Source organism: Microlunatus sp. Gsoil 973, assembly GCF_009707365.1.
GTDB lineage: Bacteria > Actinomycetota > Actinomycetes > Propionibacteriales > Propionibacteriaceae > Microlunatus.
The window spans coordinates 2,288,633-2,306,259 of sequence record NZ_CP046122.1; the positions used below are offsets into that span (position 1 = coordinate 2,288,633).

General features: G+C 67.2%; 14 protein-coding genes. 5 read left to right on the top strand and 9 right to left on the bottom strand.

Going from position 1 to position 17,627, the window contains the following annotated elements; all coding sequences use genetic code 11:
- Positions 1 to 14: 14 nt before the first annotated feature.
- Positions 15 to 545: a flavin reductase family protein gene (locus tag GJV80_RS10700; RefSeq protein ID WP_195909284.1), complete on the bottom strand. Its 531-nt coding sequence runs from the start codon at positions 543 to 545 to the stop codon at positions 15 to 17.
- A 342-nt stretch (positions 546 to 887) separates the two neighbouring features.
- Between GJV80_RS10700 and GJV80_RS10705 the strand changes: the two genes are divergently transcribed.
- Positions 888 to 1,724: an undecaprenyl-diphosphate phosphatase gene (locus GJV80_RS10705; RefSeq protein ID WP_154687881.1), complete on the top strand. Its 837-nt coding sequence runs from the start codon at positions 888 to 890 to the stop codon at positions 1,722 to 1,724.
- Positions 1,725 to 1,777: 53 nt separating this feature from the next.
- Here the strand turns inward: GJV80_RS10705 and GJV80_RS10710 are convergent, their stop codons facing one another.
- From GJV80_RS10710 to GJV80_RS10735, 6 genes are read right to left on the bottom strand one after another with little or no spacing between them, the layout of a single operon-like run.
- A complete protein-coding gene (locus GJV80_RS10710; RefSeq protein WP_154687882.1) occupies positions 1,778 to 2,839 on the bottom strand; it encodes an LLM class F420-dependent oxidoreductase in 1,062 nt (353 codons plus the stop codon).
- A gap of 34 nt (positions 2,840 to 2,873) precedes the next feature.
- On the bottom strand, positions 2,874 to 4,748 hold the full coding sequence (locus GJV80_RS10715; protein WP_154687883.1) for an ABC transporter substrate-binding protein: 1,875 nt from the start codon (positions 4,746 to 4,748) through the stop codon (positions 2,874 to 2,876).
- Between the two features lie 47 nt (positions 4,749 to 4,795).
- Entirely contained in the window at positions 4,796 to 7,984 is a 3,189-nt protein-coding gene (locus GJV80_RS10720; RefSeq protein WP_154687884.1) for an alpha-mannosidase, read from the bottom strand.
- A gap of 46 nt (positions 7,985 to 8,030) precedes the next feature.
- Complete coding sequence (locus GJV80_RS10725; RefSeq protein WP_195909285.1) at positions 8,031 to 8,846, bottom strand: carbohydrate ABC transporter permease; 816 nt, start codon at positions 8,844 to 8,846, stop codon at positions 8,031 to 8,033.
- Between the two features lie 2 nt (positions 8,847 to 8,848).
- Positions 8,849 to 9,784, bottom strand: a complete 936-nt coding sequence (locus tag GJV80_RS10730; RefSeq protein ID WP_154687886.1) for a carbohydrate ABC transporter permease — start codon at positions 9,782 to 9,784, stop codon at positions 8,849 to 8,851.
- Positions 9,781 to 11,061, bottom strand: a complete 1,281-nt coding sequence (locus GJV80_RS10735; protein WP_195909286.1) for an ABC transporter substrate-binding protein — start codon at positions 11,059 to 11,061, stop codon at positions 9,781 to 9,783. The genes GJV80_RS10730 and GJV80_RS10735 overlap by 4 nt, the downstream gene beginning before the upstream one ends.
- A gap of 124 nt (positions 11,062 to 11,185) precedes the next feature.
- Here GJV80_RS10735 and GJV80_RS10740 point away from each other — a divergent pair, with 124 nt between their 5' ends.
- The 4 genes from GJV80_RS10740 to GJV80_RS10755 all read left to right on the top strand — a co-directional run bounded on the left by GJV80_RS10740 (position 11,186) and on the right by GJV80_RS10755 (position 15,958).
- Entirely contained in the window at positions 11,186 to 12,904 is a 1,719-nt protein-coding gene (locus GJV80_RS10740) for a class I mannose-6-phosphate isomerase (protein WP_230208344.1), read from the top strand.
- Entirely contained in the window at positions 12,901 to 14,019 is a 1,119-nt protein-coding gene (locus GJV80_RS10745; RefSeq protein ID WP_154687888.1) for a LacI family DNA-binding transcriptional regulator, read from the top strand. The genes GJV80_RS10740 and GJV80_RS10745 overlap by 4 nt, the downstream gene beginning before the upstream one ends.
- A gap of 144 nt (positions 14,020 to 14,163) precedes the next feature.
- A complete protein-coding gene (locus GJV80_RS10750; protein ID WP_154687889.1) occupies positions 14,164 to 14,910 on the top strand; it encodes an ROK family protein in 747 nt (248 codons plus the stop codon).
- Between the two features lie 79 nt (positions 14,911 to 14,989).
- Positions 14,990 to 15,958 (top strand): aldo/keto reductase, encoded by a 969-nt coding sequence (locus tag GJV80_RS10755; protein WP_154687890.1) that lies wholly within the window; start codon positions 14,990 to 14,992, stop codon positions 15,956 to 15,958.
- Between the two features lie 84 nt (positions 15,959 to 16,042).
- Here GJV80_RS10755 and GJV80_RS10760 read toward each other — a convergent pair whose 3' ends face one another.
- Both GJV80_RS10760 and GJV80_RS10765 read right to left on the bottom strand, forming a co-directional pair.
- Complete coding sequence (locus GJV80_RS10760) at positions 16,043 to 16,237, bottom strand: DUF5703 family protein (protein WP_154687891.1); 195 nt, start codon at positions 16,235 to 16,237, stop codon at positions 16,043 to 16,045.
- Positions 16,238 to 16,261: 24 nt separating this feature from the next.
- A complete protein-coding gene (locus GJV80_RS10765; RefSeq protein ID WP_154687892.1) occupies positions 16,262 to 17,608 on the bottom strand; it encodes a M20/M25/M40 family metallo-hydrolase in 1,347 nt (448 codons plus the stop codon).
- Between the last annotated feature and the right edge of the window lie 19 nt (positions 17,609 to 17,627).

Sequence of the window (17,627 nt, forward strand, 5' to 3'; positions counted from 1 at the left end):
CGGCCGGGAGTGCCTCACCAGGCCGGAAAGTGGTAGTGGCCGCGGAGGTAGCCCAGGGCGTGGTCACCGTCGACCAGCGCGCTCAGGTGCACCTTCTGGATTTCGGCGCGGACCAGATAGGCCCAGCCGGCCCGGGTCAACGGAGCGTCGACGAGCCGAGCTCCGATCCAGGCCGGTACGCCCTGCAGCGCCGGACCCCAGTCCGTGTCGGTCCAGTCGCCGGTACGGAACTTGCCGCCCGGGGAGGGGGTGCGGTCGGCGAAGACGTCGGAGACGGTCCGGTCAGCACCGCCGAGCACATTGACCACCAGCGACCGCGTCTGGTCGATCACCTCGCCGAGCGCCGAATCCGGATTGACCAGCCCGATCAGCTCGGCGGGCCGACCCTCGGCGATGATCATCGACGACACCGTCAGGCCGGCCCGTTCCCGGCCGGCTCCGGTGGTCCAGATCGTCACCGGCGCGTTCAACCGCCCGCGGGCGCGACGTACCGGATCGCGGTCGGGTTCCGGCGTCAGGAACGGGTGCTCGGTGTGGATCGACACCCGTCCTTTGTATCCGACGCCTTCCCGGTGGCGCCCTCCGGTGAGCATTCCTGCCGTCCAGAACCTCGCAGAGGCCGCGAACGGGCATCACAAGCCGGTTGCGGCGGCGAATCTACCCACCCGCTGTACTCACCACCGCGTACTCCCACCCGAAGACACACCCCTACTCACTCCGTGGTCGTAGCCGGATCGGACCGTGGTCCGGATTTTCGGCCGGACCTGAGATCACGGCCCGGAAATACCGCGTGCTGAGTTGGCGACGGCGGGCGGAACCGACAGGATGGGCGATCGGTGCGCCGCCGGTGCACGTGTGCATGCGTCGGGCGATGGGGAGGACTGCGGATGGGTTGGTTCGAGGCACTGGTGCTCGGACTCGTACAGGGTCTGACGGAATTCCTGCCGATCTCATCCAGCGCTCACATCTCGATCGTCGGCCAGCTGTTCGGCCGCGCCGATCCCGGCGCCGCCTTCACCGCGATCATCCAGATCGGCACCGAGGTCGCGGTCGTCGTCTACTTCGCCAAGGACATCGGGCGGATCATCCGGGCCTGGTTCCTCGCGCTGATCGGCCGGATCCCGCGCGAGGATCCCGACGCCCGGATGGGCTGGCTGGTGATCATCGGGTCGATCCCGATCATCGTCCTCGGACTGTTGTTCCAGGACGCCATCGAACACGCCCTGCGCAACCTCTGGATCACCGTCGCGATGCTCGCCGGTTTCGGCCTGGTCATCGGCATTGTCGACAGCCTCGCGACCCACCGCCGCACCCTGGACCAGCTGACCTGGAAACACGGCATCCTCTACGGGCTGGCCCAGTCGCTGGCGCTGATCCCGGGCGTCTCCCGCTCCGGCGGAACCATCACCGCCGGTCTGGCGATGGGCTATCGGCGTGAGGCCGCCACCCGCTACTCGTTCCTGCTGGCCATTCCGGCGGTCCTGGGCGCCGGGTTCTTCCAGCTCTACCAGGGGATCAGCGGTGATACGCAGGTTTCCTGGGGCCCGACCCTGCTGGCCGGTGTGGTGGCCTTCGTCGTCGGCCTGGTGATGATCGCCTGGCTGCTGCGCTTCGTCGCCACCCACAGCTTCTGGCCGTTCGTGATCTACCGGATCATCCTCGCCGCGGTCGTCGCCGTGCTGCTGCTGACCGGTGTCCTCGACCCGCTCGGCAGCACCCCCTGACCCGCCGAGGGGTCAGATAACCCCTTATATCGGCGGCGTGTCGCGCCACTCGGTCAGCCGACGCCGGACTTGTCCAACGCCTCGGCGATCGTGGTGAGCGCGGCGAGCTTGGCCTCGACCGGACCGTACGGCGACACGGCGCAGGTGGTCAGCCCGGCCGCGGCCAACGCCTGCAGCCGATCGGCCAGCCGAGCGGTGTCCCCGAGCAGAGACGTGTCGTCGATGAACTGCAGCGGTACGGCTGCCATGGCGTCCCGTTGTCGACCGGTCAGGTAGAGCTGCTGGATCTCGGCAGCCTCCGCCTCGTACCCCATCCGGACTGCCAGCCGGTTGTAGAAGTTCTGCGCCCGGCTGCCCATCCCGCCCAGGTAGAGGGCCGCATAGGCACGGATCGGCTGTGCTGCCCGCTCGACGTCGGCGCCGACGACCAGCGGGACGGTGGCCATCACATCGAAACCGTCGAGTTCCCGGCCGGCCTCGAACCGACCGGTCCGGGCCCTGCCCGCGGCGATGTGGCCGAGCTGTTCGGCGGCGAAGTCCGCGGCGAAGAAGATCCCGAGCCAGCCGTCGGTGAGTTCGCCGCAGAGCTGCAGGTTCTTCGGCCCGAGCGCCGCCAGATAGCGCGGGACGTGGTCGCTGGCCGGCCGAATCATCAGCTTCAGCGGCTTGCCGGGCCCGTCGGGCAGCGGCAGTTCGAAGTGTCGGCCGTGGTACTCGACCGTCTTGGGTTCCAGGGCGAGGTCGATGATCTCCAGATACTCCCGGGTGCGCGCCAGCGGGGCGTCGAACCGGACGCCGTGCCACCCCTCCGAGACCTGCGGACCGGAGACCCCGAGGCCGAGCCGGAACCGGCCGCCGGTCAGCCGATCGAGACTGGCGGCGGTCATCGCCGTCATCGCCGGGGTCCGTGCCGGGATCTGCATCACCGCGGCGCCCAAACCGATCCGGGTGGTCTGACCGCCGAGCCAGGCCAACAACGTCGGGGCGTCTCCGCCGTACGCCTCCGCAGTCCAGACCGAGTCGAAGCCCAACTCCTCGGCATGTCTGGTCAGCCGCAGTTGATCATGCGGATCATCCGCACCGACCAGATAGCCGAGGTTCAGGGCAAGGCGCATGAGCACACCGTAGCGGTGCGACCCGGGAGCGACGTCACTTCGGAACGATGTAGCCCTGCTGCAGGGCCAGCGAGATCCCTCCGTTCATGTTCGCACCGATGATGTCCCACAACGGGCTGCTGCCGTTCTTGCCGACCGGCGGCCAATTGGTGAACTTCTTCGTCGAGTACGGGAACTGGTAGACCTTGGTCGCGTACCAGATGTAGGGGACCTGCTCGTTCACCAGCTGCGCGTAGTCCCAGGTCAGCTCGGTCAGCTTCGGGCCGGGTGCGACATTGCGGGCCTGCCGGTCCAGCGTCGTGTTGATCTCGACCTTGCCCAGACCCGGGACGTCGACCTTCGGCCCGAAGCCGAGGCCGCGCTTGCCCGCGTAGCTGCCTGAACTGGAGAAGTTGTTGCCGGTTCCCAGCATTCCGTCGTACATCTGCAACGGATCGTTGCCGCCGATGAAGTACATGCCGGCGTCGAAGTCGCCGTTGTGCTGATCGGCATCCTGCTGTGCGCCCGATGTCGCGTTCACGTCGGCCTTGATGCCGAAGGCCGTCAACGCCGTTGCCGCCGAATGGAACGAGGTGACGATGTCGGTGGTCTGCGAATTGACCATGAAGGTCATCGTGAACGGCTTACCGTTGGGCATCATCCACTGATCACCCTTCTTGGTGAACCCCTTCGACTTCAGCAGCTGGGTTGCCTCGGCCGGGTCAACCGGGTACTTGTTCAGCTGGTTGATCTTGTCCTGCGGCAGGTACAGCTTCTCCATCGTCGGGGAGATGCCGGTATTGACCTCCTTCCACGTACCACCGGCTCCGGGCAGCGTGCCGTACGCGGCGTCGCTCATCTGCTTGCGCGGAATCACATACGCCAGCGCCTGCCGGACCTCCTTGATGTTGAACGGGTACTTGTGGTTGTTGAACCCCAGCACGAAGCCGAAGGCCAACGGCAGCGGGGTATGGGCGTCGGGCGTGCCGGTCCAGCGCTTCAGGATCGGCGGCGGCATGTACGCGTTGGAGAAGTCGATGCGGTTGCTGAACAGCTGCGGGTAGATCGTCTGGGTGTCACCGTTGAGGTAGTCGATACCACCGATCTTGATCTTGTCCGCACCCCAGAAGCCGTCCCACTTGGACAGCTTGGCCTCCTTGGTGGTGATGTTGTCCAGCTGGAACGGGCCGTCGCCGATCAGCTTGTCCACCTTCAGCGCGGCAAGATTCTTGAACACCTCACCCATCCGCTTGAACGCGGGCAGCTTGCCGGCCTTGTCAGGATCCTGCTGGAACGCCCGGTAATAGGCCGGGACATCCTTCTCCAACTGCGCAGTGACGAGCTTGCCGTACACACTGGACGGGTAGGGCAGGATGTTGGCCAGGATGTCGTTCTCGGCCAGCGGCACTGGCTGTCCCTTGCGCAAGGTGAAGGTGACCGTCTGCGCATCGGTGGCCTCGACGTCGGTGATGTCGTTCCAGAACCCGTCGCCGCGGGTGCCGTTCAGGATCGCGGTGTCGTAGACGTCCTTGCTGGTGACCGACGACCCGTCCTGCCATTTCGCGCCCTCGCGGATGTGGACGATCAGCCTGTTGTTCTCGACCTTCCAGCTGTCGGCCAGCTGCGGCGTGTAGTCGGTCAGGCTGGGATAGTTCTGGATGGCCAGCCGGAGCGTGATGAAGTCGTTCTGGATGCCCAGCCCGTTGACGTTGTACGGGTTGTACGACCAGGTGGTGCCCCAACTGCAGCACGGGGCGAAGGACAGGTACGGAGCAGAGTCACCGGCGCTGTTGTCACCACCCGAACCACCCGCCGGGTTCCCTGCCCCGCTGTCCGCCGTGCCCGCACTGCAGGCAGCCGCTGTCACCGCCAGGATGAAGGCGACTACCGCACCGATGGCGGCAGCTACCGGCTTGTGTTCTCTTGCCATGGATCCTCCTCGATCCGAGACCAACCTGTCAGGGGAATGGTGTGCGGTCAGCGCTTGAGCCGGACCGCTGTCGAGCCGAGCCGGGGAATCCTGACCCGGACGATCTGCCCGCCCTGACCATGCGACGACACTTCGAGCTCCTCGGCGTCGTCGCCGAGGAAGGTGGTCCTGGCCGCGCCGGTCAGTCCGACCGGCACCGCAAGCGCAACGTCGACCGGCTGATCGGCGAAGCTCTGCAACGTGACCTGGAGATCGTCGTGACCAGCCGAGCCCGCGAGCGGGCGGATGGCGATCACCCGGACCTCGGGATGATCAACGGTGAGCAGGCTCCGCTCCGGATGCTCATCGGCCACCGGACCGGTGGCCGGCACGCCGATCAGCGGCTGATCAACCGCGGCCGCCGTCCGGATGCCGAGTTCGGCGGCAGTGATCTCCCCCTCGTCGCGACGTCGGACACCGATCGCGTACCGCCAGGTGGCTTCGAACGCCTGCTGGGGCGGGAAATTCGTGTCCCAGAGGTTGTTGTGCACCCAGGAGTAAAGGGTCGCCGGTTCACAGGGAGCGGTGGATTCCGGGAACGGGGCGTACGGCAGCGCAATGGTTCCGGTCTGCAGCAGCGGGGCGTCGCGGGTCACCCAGGCCACCGGACCGGAGTCGTCGGCCAGGGTGACGAAGGAGCGTACCGCCCGCATGTGTTGCGGCGCACCGGGCACATGATCAAGGCCGGTGCCGGTCACCGTTCCGCTGATCTCGTACCGGATGTCGGGCTCTGTCAGCGCGAACGGGAAGGACAGGTACGCGCTCTCCTTGGTCATCGTGGCCGGCTTGTCGAAGCGGTTGTCGATGATCAGATGGGCGTCGTCGGCGCCGAGCCGCACGGTGGTCCAACCGCGGATCACACCGTCGGCATTCCACTCATAGGTCAGCCGCTGCTCCACACCGTCGTCGACGCAATCGATCAACACCGCCGGCCTGGCAAGCGACCGGCTTCCGAGGAGTTCCAACTGCGGGGACACCGATGTCTTGTTCGCCTGGTGGTTGTAGCCGCCGGCGGTGGTGTAGGTGTCATAGACGTAGCCGTTGAAGCCGATCAGCGCCTCCGGGTTGACCAGCTCGCGCCCGGTGCCCTTCTCCACCAGCGACCCGATGACCGACCTGACCAGGTCCACCTCGACCCGGAGATGATCATTCTCCAGGACCGCGGGAGTCCCCGGCTCCGGTACCTGCCCGGTGGCGGAGGCGCCGCCCCAGTCGAGATCCTCACCGGTTGATCCGTGGCCGGAGACCGGGTCGTGCTGATCATGGACGTCGACCCGGACCAGGCCGAAGGCGGGAATGTCGTCGATCCGTACGTCGAGGAACCGGCCGGCGTCACGATGGGTCGGGTTGGTCTGCGGGATAACGGCGAATCGCAGATCATCACCGGTCCGACCGTCGGTGACATCGACCGCCCGCTCGAGTGGGATCCGGCTCTCCCGAAGGAACAGTCGCACTGTCCCGCTCCGACGGGGCACCGCGGTCGGGTTGGTCACCCAGTAGCTCACGGTGGCGCCAGTGCCCGTCGGCAGCACCGTGCCGAGCGCTGAGGCGGCGTGATCGGCCATCACCGATGCCTGATCGAATCCGTTGATCGCATGGGCGAACTTCCAGATCTCCTGTTGCGAACCGGAATTCATCCCCTCGTCGGAATGGGTCCAGGAGTTGGCCGCACCCCAGGTGTGCTCGTTGAACAGCGACACGTGGTGGTACACGGCGGAGGCTTCGGCATCGGTTCGTTCGGCGGTGGCCGAGCCGGAGGCGCACAGTGCGGAGGCGATGCCGTAGACCGACTGGCTCGAGGTCACCGATGCCTGGGCCTGGCGGATCATCGCCTGCGGACGGGCACCGGAGCCGACGCCCTCGACCCACCAGTCACCCCAGTCGCCCTCGAAGGTCTGCAGTCGATCACCGAGTCGCTGCTCGGCATCGGTGAAGAAGTCGGTGTTGGTGCTCAACCGCAGGCGTGGATACTCCCACGTCTGGTTCCACTGCCGTACCGTCTCGGCCAGGATCAGCCTGGGTGGTGCGTTGTCCCCGAAATGACCTTGGACCCGCAGATGCAGCAGGTCGAACGGGTACGGTTCGCGATCCTCGACGGCCGGTCCGTGCCAGCCGAACATCCCGGGCGGGAACGGGTAGGGGTTGGTCGCCATCGCTGTCAGATATGCCGGCAGCAGGTCATCCACCATGGCGTAGGAGGTGTCGAAGCCGAGCACCGGGCCTTCCATGTACGCCAGTCCGTGTGGGCTGTCGGTCATCCACACCAGCACTTCGTTGCCGCCCGGTGATCGCCAGCGGAACAACCGGGGCAGATGCTGGCCGCCGACCAACTGCGGCACCGATCGTCCGGCCCAGTTGTGCGCCACAGACAGGTATCGGATGTCCAACTCGGCCAGGGCGTCCGGCAGGCCGGCGACCGTGCCTGGGACGTCGGTCTGCATCGCCGATCGGAGCTTGATGCCGTAGGTGCGCTCGACCCGAGCCGCCAACCGGAGCAGCTCGTGCAGTTCGTCGGTCGAGCAGGTGTCGGTGTGCAGGTTGTACGGCATCGCGGTCAGTTCGATGCGTCCTTCCTTGACCCGGTCGATGAACTGCCTGACCCGGTGCTCCGGGCGGGCGGCGGCCCACTGCTCGAAGGACCACAGCGATTCGACCGCCCACCGGAACTGCGCGTCGTCCGGCCAGCCGTCGGTGCTGCTGGTCAGGTCGAGACAGGAATCGAGGAAGGAAACATGCTCACCAAGGACGACGCCCTGCGGGTCGGTGTAGCCGATGTCGAGATGTGAGTGGTGCACCAGATGGATGGTCCACTCCCGTGGCGGCTGCAGAACGAACTCCAGGACCGCGGATTCGGTGCCATCGGTGACCGTCAACCGCACGGGTTCGGCGGACCCGCGGACCGGGGTGAACAGTCGGACGGAGCCGTCCGGTCCGGCCTCGACGTGAACCGGCAGCTCACCGTCGCCGTTGCGCAGCGTGAAGGACCAGTGATCATGATCACCGGTGGCCCGCCCGTCGGTGATCATCCGCAGCGTCCGTTCCCGTCCGCCCGGCCCGCGCCGGACGAGGTGTTCGGGTATCACCTGGACAGTACGGCTGCCGAGCTGTCCGGAGGCGGCGACGGCGAGGCCGATCGTCCCCGCCCGCGCCCTCTCGGTCGACCACGGATAGTCCTTGATCAACGCCTTGGTGGTCATCGATGCCTTTCGACTTCTGGATTGTTCGGTTGGGTGGGACGTCGCCTCAGGAGGTGAGCCTGAGGCTGTTGACGAAGAACCGCTGGGCGGCGAAGAACAGCACGATGGTCGGCAACGACGCGACGATCGCCCCGGCAAGAATCACCGGCGGTCCGACGGTTGAATAGGAGCCGGACAGGTCGGCCAGGGTGGCCATCACCGGCCGGACGTTCGGGCTGATCGACAGTGTGATGCCGAAGAGCAGGTCGTTCCAGATCCAGGTGAACTGGAAGATGAAGGCCGCGACCAGCGCACCGCGGGCCAGCGGAAGGTGCACCCGGACCAGCATCGCGGGCCAGCTCGCCCCGTCGACCCGCGCTGCTTCGGCCACCTCGCGAGGAACGGTGAGCAGGAAGTTGCGGGTGACGAAGAAGGCGAACGGCACGGCCAGGGCTGCGTAGACCAGGATCATCCCGTACTGGGTGTCGTACAACGACAAGGTCGCGTAGCCGTTGAAGAGCGGGGCCAGGAACGTCTGCAGTGGCAACACGGTGCCGATGAAGATCAACCAGAACCACAGTGCCGGGCGTTTCACCGCAACGATGCTCACCGCGAAGGCGCCGAGGGCCGCCGCCAGTACGGCGATCAACCCGCCCACCGCGGCGTAGAGCAGCGAGTTGATCATGCCCCGCCCGACGTGCGCACCGCTGAACGCCGTGGCGATGTTGCCGACGATGTCCCAGCCGGCGATCCACCATCGCGGGGATCCGGTGTAGTCCTTGGCCGGGGTGAAGGCGTTGACAATGATGAGGTAGGTGGGCACCAGCCAGATCAACGAGATGGCGGCGACACCGACGTTCAGGGCGATCCGGGAAACCTTCATGATCATCGCCTTCCGGCGCCGCCCACCTGGCGGCGGAGATAGAGCCAGGATGCTGCGACGACGATCACGGTCAGCACGACCGAGACCGCGGCGCCGTAGCCGTAACGGTTGAGGGTGAAGGTTTCGCGGTACATGGTCAGCGCCAGCGTTTCCGACTCGGTGCCCGGACCGCCCGCGGTGAGCAACCAGACGATGTCGAAGGTCTTCAGGCTGTTGACGATGGAGATTCCGATCACCACAACCGCCATCGGGCGCAACTGGGGAACAATGACGTGCCAGAACATCGACGGTCCACCGGCACCGTCCAACCGCCCGGCCTCGATCGTCTCCGCAGGGATGGCCTGCAATCCGATGAGGAAGAGGATCAGCGCCGCCCCGGTGCCCTGCCACGCTGTGACGATGATCATCGTCACTGTGTTCAGCGGCCACTGCAGCAGCCACTGCTGTTGCCAGGACTGAAGGCCGACCGCAACGAGGATCTGGTTGACAGCGCCGTCACTCTGCAGCATGAACGTCCACATCAGCGCTGTCGCGGAGCCGCTCAGGGCGTACGGGACCGTCACCGCCCAACGGGCGACGATCCCCCACCGGACGCTGTTGAAGAGCACGGCGAAGACCAGTCCCAGCAGCACCGGCAACAGCAGGGTGCCGGCGACCCACATCAGGGTGTTCAGGATCGCGTGCCCGAAACCGGAGTCGGTGACCAATGCGGCGTAGTTCGCCAGGCCGACGAACTCACGATGCAGGCCGTCGTCGGAGAACAGGCTGTCCACTGCGGTGATCGCGAACGGGATGATCATGAACGCGGTCACCAGTGCCACCGGGACCAGCAGGAAGCCGAACGCTGCTGATGGGCTCGAGCCCGGTCGCGGACCCGGTGTCGGCGCGGCCTTTTCTCCCCGGCTGACCGGGGGTCTGCGGGTGGTGACCGTGGTCATAGTCGCCACGCCCTCCACTCGATCTCGGCCCGCTTCTGCAGCCTCTCCAGGGTCGGCCGAACGTTGCCGGGCGTCGGGTTGGTCATGAACGCGCTCAGGTCCTGCACGTTTCCCTCCACGAGCACGGGAGGCGACGCCTCCCAGTAGCGGATGGCTTGCGATGGTTTCTGCTCGGCGACGGCGGCGCCGATCTGGCGGGGCGCCGCGACCTTGGGGAGCACCTGCGGATTGGCCGACAGGTCCTGCAGGAAACCGACCCAGGCGGTCTGGACGTCGGGATCGAGCCAGACGTCCTCGATCTTCTGCGCCGCATCCTTCTTGTGCGCCTGCGCCGAGACCGACAGCGGCGAACTCTCCACGATCACCGACGGCGAGCCACCGGGCATCGAGGGCAGCAGGAACTCGCCGAAATCGTCGTCGGTGAGTCCGGCCGCGGTGTACGACCCGGTGTTCCAGGTGCCGTAGAGATGCATGCCGACCGACCCAGCGTTGAAGAGTCCAGGCACGGTCGAGGTATCGATATCGGGTGCGGAGAAGAATCCGCGCTGGTAGAGCTCCACCCAAAGGTTCATCGCGTCGACGGCCGGTTGATCAAGGTAGGAGGCGTGGCCCTGGGTGAGGTCGAGGTAGAACCGGTGATCGGTGCCGTTGACCACCTGACCGAACCAGATGCACGACTCCCAGCTGGTCGCTCCGCCGGAGGCGATCGGGGTGATCCCAGCCCGCTTCAGCCGCCGGCAGACGTCCAGGAACTCCTCCCAGGTGGCGGGCACATCGGCATCGATCCTGGCGAACGCCTTCCTGGAGTAGAAGACGACGTAGTAGGTCTTGTACAACGGCATCCCGTACTGCCTGCCGTCGTAGGTGAACGTCTCCTTGAGCTCGGGGTCGTCGATCCAGCCCCGTTGCTCGGCGAGATTCCAAGCCTGGGTGACATCGGCGAGCATCCCGCTGCGAGCCACGTCGGTCAGCCGATACCCGTTCCACCACTTGATCAGATCGGCCGAGGTGTCGGTGCGCGATGACATCCTGACGATCTGCTGGAAGTTGCTGGTGTTGCTCACCGCTCGGGGCTGCAGGACGTAACCGCACTTGGCGTCCAGCACCGTGCTGGCCGCATCGAAGCCCGGCCCCCACGTCGCGTTGGTGTTGACGAAGGTGACGACGTTGCCCGGCGCCGGCCGGGTCAGTGATCCGGCGCAGCCCGTCATCAGGCCACCGGCCCCGGCCACCAGACCGAGGAATCCGCGCCGGCTCCAGCGGGTGCTGCTCTGCATGGGGCCTCCTTTGGTCTCCACTGCAGGCAGTGACGTTACCGATACCGTCCACGTGAAGGCAATACCCGGCGAAGATGGCATTAAGGGATTGGTATCGATATCGTTTTCCCAGCAATCACAGCGGATGGAGCAGATCGTGGCCCAGTACGTACGCCGGCCGTGTTACCCGCCGGCCGGATCGCAGCCGGTCCACCGAGGGTGGCCCTCGGCCGCCTCGACCATCGACCCGGACATCCGGCGGATCGCGGTCGACGGCCCCGCCATGCCGCACTGGGAGGCCGTGGCCCGGGCGATGACGCAGGCGGTCGAACAGGCCACCGGCCGACCGGTCGCGTTGATCTCCACTGCCACCCTCTCCCGACCGTGGTCGGAGATCCTCGACCTGACCGGGAGTCCGGGACTGGCCGATGATCCTGATTTCGCCAGGCTTGCCGGCGGCACCCTGGATGATCTGATCGAGCCCGATCGGCTGATCACACCGGGAACCGGCCAGGATGTGGTGCAACTCGTGTACGGCCCGGGTGCCGCGCTGACCGATCCGGACGTTCTGTGGTGGCTCGACCGACCCAAGCGCTATGCAGAAGCCGAGGTCACCGCCGGCACCGGCGTCAACCTCTTCCAGCCGGGCGACCTCCCGCCGAGCACCAGAAGGCTGTTCTACACCGACTGGCCGCTCCTTGATCGACATCGCGACGCCATCAGCGGGCGCGTCGACCTGTGGGGTGATCTTCGCGATCTCCAGCAGCCGACCTGGATCACCGGCGACTGCCTGAGGCAGAGCTGCGCCCGGCTCGCCGATCGACCGTTCCGCACCTTGCCGACCTTCAACTCAACCCCCTGGGGAGGACATTGGGCGGAGCGGAAGCTGGGGATGAACAGCGAGGGGCCGAACACGGCGCTCGGCTACGAACTGATCGCACCGGAGAGTGGCGTCCTGCTGGGTGACCATCCGGACCTGAGCGTGGAGATCCCCTTCCAGTTGGTCGTTTCCCGGCATCCGGGCCGGCTGATGGGCGAGAGCGTCCATGATCGGTTCGGCACATCGTTCCCCATCAGGTTCGACTATCTCGACACCGTCGACGGCGGCAACCTCTCGATCCACACCCACCCCCAGCCGGACGTCATGCGCGAGGTCTTCGGCTGGCCGTACACCCAGCACGAGTCGTACTACCTGATGGTCGGCGGCGAGGAGAACCTGGTCTACCTGGGACTGCAGGGTGACGTCGACCTCGACGAATTCCATCAGGAGGCAGAACGCGCCCATGATCACGGCCGGCGGTTCGACATCACCCGCTACGTGCAGACCTTCCCGGCGACCGAACACCAACTGTTCCTTGTGCCGGCGGGGACCCCACACGGCAGCGGCGCCGGGAACGTCGTCCTCGAGGTGTCCGCCACGCCGTACCTGTATTCGCTGCGCTTCTTCGACTGGTTGCGTACCGACGGTCAGGGCCGGCAGCGCCCGGTGCACGTCGAGCACGCCTTCCGCAATCTCGATCCGCGCAGGCAGGGTCGGGCTGTCCGCGACGAGCTGGTGCAGGCGCCGCGCCGGATCGGAGAAGGACAGGGCTGGCACGAGGAATTGCTCGGCAGCCTGCCCGAGATGTTCTTCGAGGTACGCCGGCTGGTCATCGATCCGGCCGAAGCCGCCGACCAGGCCGACGACGGCAGATTCCATGTCCTCACCCTGGTCGAGGGTGACTCCTGCCGCGTGGAGACGGCACGCGGCGATCATGAGCTGAACTACGCCGAGACGATTGCGGTCCCGGCCGGGCTCGGCAGCTATAGAGTCCGATCCACCTCCACGACACGCGTGCGATTGGTGAAGGCAAGGGTGACATGATCGAATCCGAGGAATCCGGCCACGAAGAGAGTCACCGGGAGACGAGTTACCGGGAGGGGCATGGGCAGATTGCCCGCCCGCGGCCGACGATGCGCGACATCGCTCTGCAGGCCGGTGTCTCGCCGATGAGCGTCTCCCGTGCGCTGCGCGGTGGTCCCGGTGTCTCCGAAGCCACCAGGGCACAGGTGCTGGCAACGGTGAAGGCGTTCGGTTACCAGCCGAACGAGTTCGCCCGGCAGCTGCGCACCGGCGGCCCGACCCACGTCATCGCCCTGGTGGTCGGCCATCTGGCCAATCCGTTCTACGCCGAGTTCTCGGTCGGTGTCGAACGCGTCGCCGCCCGGCACGACACCCGGCTGATGATCATGAGCACCAACAATGATCTTGACAACGAGCGGCAGGTGATCAACGACCTGGGCAGCCATCAGGTGGACGGCGTGATCATCGTGCCGGCGACACCCGATCACCGGCATCTGGCCGAACTCTGCCGACGGGCCGGCCCGGTCGTCTTCGCCACCACCCCTCCGAACGGTGTCGAGGCCAGCTCGGTGATCGTCGACGACTTCGGCGGCATGCGGCGGCTGTGCGGGCAGCTGCTCGCAGCCGGCCATCGCAGGATCGGTCTGCTCGGCCTGAACCGGGCGATGTGGACCGGTTCGGAACGATTCCGCGGGTACGCCGCCGCCCACGCCGAGGAGTCGGTTCCGATCGACGACCGGCTGATCACCGAACACGCCGGGGACAGCCGGTGGGCGATGGGCGAGACCCGACGACTGCTGGGGCTCGCCGATCCCCCGACCGCGGTGATCGCGGCGAACAACCAGATGACGATCGGCGCACTGCGGGCGATCCGGGACGCAGGCAGCGACATCACCCTTGCCGGGTTCGACGACATCGAGGTGGCCGACCTGTTTCAGCGGCCGCTGACGTTGGTGACCTTCAACGCCGTCCAGCTCGGCGTCCGCAGCGCCGAAGTCCTCTTCGAACACCGGCCGACGCCGACACCCGGCACCCGGAGCGAGACCGGGGACGGCGCCGAGCCGATCGCCCGGCCGCCGATCCGCGCCGTTCTTCCGACGACAGTGGTCAACTATGGCGAACCGGCCAAGGCCTGACCAGCAACCGATCCCGGTGATGGACGTCGGCGGATCCCACATCACCGGCGCCGTCGCAGACCTGCGCGGCGGCCGGCTGGTCCCCGGCACCCGGGTCCGCCGACCGGTCGATCCCGACGGCAGCGGCGCGGCCATCCTGGCTGAGTGGATCGCAACCGCCCGGCAGCTCGGTTCCGCGGCGCCGGTCTGGGGGTCGCGATGCCGGGGCCGTTCGACTATGCCCGTGGCATCGGCAGGTTCGCCGACGTGGGCAAGTTCGCGGCCCTTGCCGGAGTCGACATCGGCGCGGCGCTGTCCGACGGCATCGGCAACGGCGTCCGGATCCGGTTCAGCAACGACGCCGACGCCTTCGCCGTCGGTGAGTGGTTCGCCTGCGACGAGCCCCGGCCGACCCGGCTGGTGGGGATCACCCTGGGCACCGGCGTCGGCACCGGATTCGTCGCCGACGGGCAGGCGATCACCGACGGCGAACCCGTTCCGCCGGAAGGCAGCGCCTACCGACTGGAGATCGCCGGCCGACCGCTGGAGGACACTGCTTCGAGTCGGGCGGTGCTGGCCGCGTACAACCGCGGCCGAAAGGGCAAGATCATGACGGTGAGCGAGCTCACTGCGCTGGGCCGCGCCGGGGATGCTGACGCGCTGGAGGTGTTCCACCACGCCTGGCGCGCGGCCGCCGGCGCACTGGCGCCGTACATCGTCGCCTTCGGCGCAGAGGTTGTGGTCGTCGGCGGCGCCATCGCACGATCCTGGGATCTTGTCCGTCCGGCCCTGCTCGACGGACTGCGGGACGCGGCACCCGAGCTGCCGGCTTCGATCGACCTGCGTCGGGCGGCCGATCCCGAGGCGGCGGCCCTGTTGGGCGCCGCATTCACCGCGTCCGCATCGTGGTGAGCCACGACTCGTCGCGGCGCGGCTCGCATCGCACGGCTGTCGCAGGAGTTGGCGCCCGGACCGGTTAGGGTCACGTCCCATGGAGATGCGGCAGGTGGGCGACAGTGGGCTGCAGGTTTCCCGGCTCGGTCTCGGCACCCTCACCTGGGCCCGCGACACCAGCGTCGACGACGCCGGTGAACTGCTCACCGCCTTCTGCGAAGCCGGCGGCAATCTGATCGACACCGCAGCGGCCTACGCGGCCGGCGACGCCGAGCGGCTGATCGCCAAGCTGACCAAGGAGGTCGTCGATCGGGACGACCTGGTGATCGCCACCAAGGCGGGTTTTGCGATCCGTAACGGGAAGCGGATCACCGACACGTCCCGGCGCGCGCTGCTGCGGGACCTGGAGGGGTCATTACGCCGACTGGACACCGATCACGTCGACATCTGGCAGGTCCATGCCTGGGGGACGGCGCCGTTGGAGGAGACGTTGTCGGCTCTGGATCATGCCGTGGCGAGCGGCAAGGCCCGTTACGTCGGGATCTCGAACTTCGTCGGCTGGCAGACGGCACAGGCGGCCACCTGGCAACAAGCCGTCCCGGGCCGGGCCAAGATCACCAGCGCGCAGGTGGAGTACTCCCTGCTGGCTCGCCGCGCCGAGGTCGAGGTGCTCCCCGCGGTGCGCGCGCTCGGCCTTGGCCTGTTTCCCTGGTCACCGCTGGGCCGGGGCGTGCTGACCGGCAAGTACCGCACCGGGATCCCGCGCGATTCCCGGGCCGCAACCGACCACTTCTCCTGGTTCACCGAGCCGTATCTGCAGACCAGGTCCCGGGCTGTGGTCGAGGCTGTCGCCCGGGCGGCCGAGGGGCTGGATCTCGAGCCACTGCAGGTGGCGCTGTTGTGGGTACGCGACGCCCCCGGTGTCACTGCCCCACTGCTCGGCGCTCGGACGGCCGCCCAACTCGCGCCTGCCCTGGCCGTCGAAGGCAAGGCTCTTCCCACCGAGATCGCCATCGCACTCGACGACGTGTCCGGCGGCCGCCTCACGGCCCGTGCCACCGGCTGACGCCCCGCGACCTGCCGGGGTCAGTGGCAGGTCAGGGGCAAGGTTCAGCGGCCGGGTTCAGGAGCCAGTGGTCAACGGCCGGGATCAAAGCGTCGAGGCGACCTTGATGATCTTGCGGCGGATCCAGACCTCGCGGGTGCCGTCGCGATAGCGGCGCAACCGGGTCAACTCCCAACCGCCGTACTCGGCATGGTCGGTGAGCAACTTCCGCACCGCGCCTCGGGACAGGTCGCGGCTGAGCCGGACCTTCTCAACCTGGTACTCGACGGGTTGTTTCATTGCCCGATCAGATTAGTCCGCCGGTCAGGCGATGGCGAGGAAACGGTCCAACACCCGAGCACCGAATTCCAGTGACTCGGTCGGCACCCGCTCGTCGATGCCGTGGAACATCCCGACGAAGTCCAGATCCGGCGGCAGCTTCAACGGTGCGAAGCCGAAGCACGAAACGCCGAGCCGTGCCCAGGCCTTGGCGTCGGTGCCGCCGCTCATCAGGTATGGCACGGCGCGTGCCTGGGGGTCCTCGGCCACCAGGCTGGTCTGCATCGCCTCGACCAGGGCGCCGGCGAACTCGGTCTCCACGGCCTGCAGGTTGACGACGTTCTCGTACCTGACCTTCTCCCCGATCAGTTCCTTGATCGTCGCGAAGAACTCCTCCTCACCGCCGGGCACCGTCCTGCCATCGATCGCCGCGGTCGCCTGGCCGGGGATGACATTGTGCTTGTATCCGGCCTGCAGCATCGTCGGGTTGGCGGTGTTGGACATCGTTGCGCCGACCATCCGGGAGATGCTGCCCAGTCGTTGCAGTGTCTGCTCGACGGTGTCCGGGTCGAGGTCGACCTGCAGCGCCTCAGAAACCGCATCCAGGAAGGCCCGCTGGGACGCCGTGATCCGGTCGGGCCACTTGTACTCACCGATCCGGGTGACCGCTCCGGACAGCTCGGTGACGGCATTGTCGAAGTTCCGCATCGATCCGTGGCCGGCCGTACCATCGGCGATCAACTTCAGCCAGTTCATGCCCTTCTCGGCGGTCTGCACCAGATACAGGCGAAGATCATCTTTCACCGTCAGGGAGAAGCCACCGACCTCGCCGATCGCCTCCGGGCAGTCCTCGAGGTGTTCGGGATGGTGATCGACGAGCCACTGCGAGCCGAGCAGGCCGCCGGCCTCCTCGTCGGCGGTGAAGATCATCCGGATGGGCCGACGCGGTGCGACCCCGGCGCGCGCTCTGGCCCGCACGACGCTGAGCAGCATCGCGTCGAAGTCCTTCATGTCGACCGCTCCGCGACCCCAGACACAACCGTCGGAGATCTCGCCGGCGAACGGATCGAGCTGCCAATCGGCCGCGTTGGCGGGGACGACGTCCAGGTGGGCATGGATCAACAGCGGCGGCGCCGACGCGTCGACCCCGTCGGGTGCCCAGGACGCGACCAGACTGGTCCGCCGCGGTTCCGACTCGTAGAGCCGGCTCTCGATGCCCACCTCGTCGAGCAGTTCGGCGACTCTCTCCGCGGCCGTCCGCTCCCCCGGACCGGGCTCGGGTCCGTAGTTGGAGGTGTCGATCCTGATCAGCTCGGAGGTGAGCCGGACGACCTCGGCGTCGGGTGCGTAGGGGGCCGGATCGGCGGACTGTCGGGAGGAGACGGACGTCATGGCTTCATCCTGACATCCG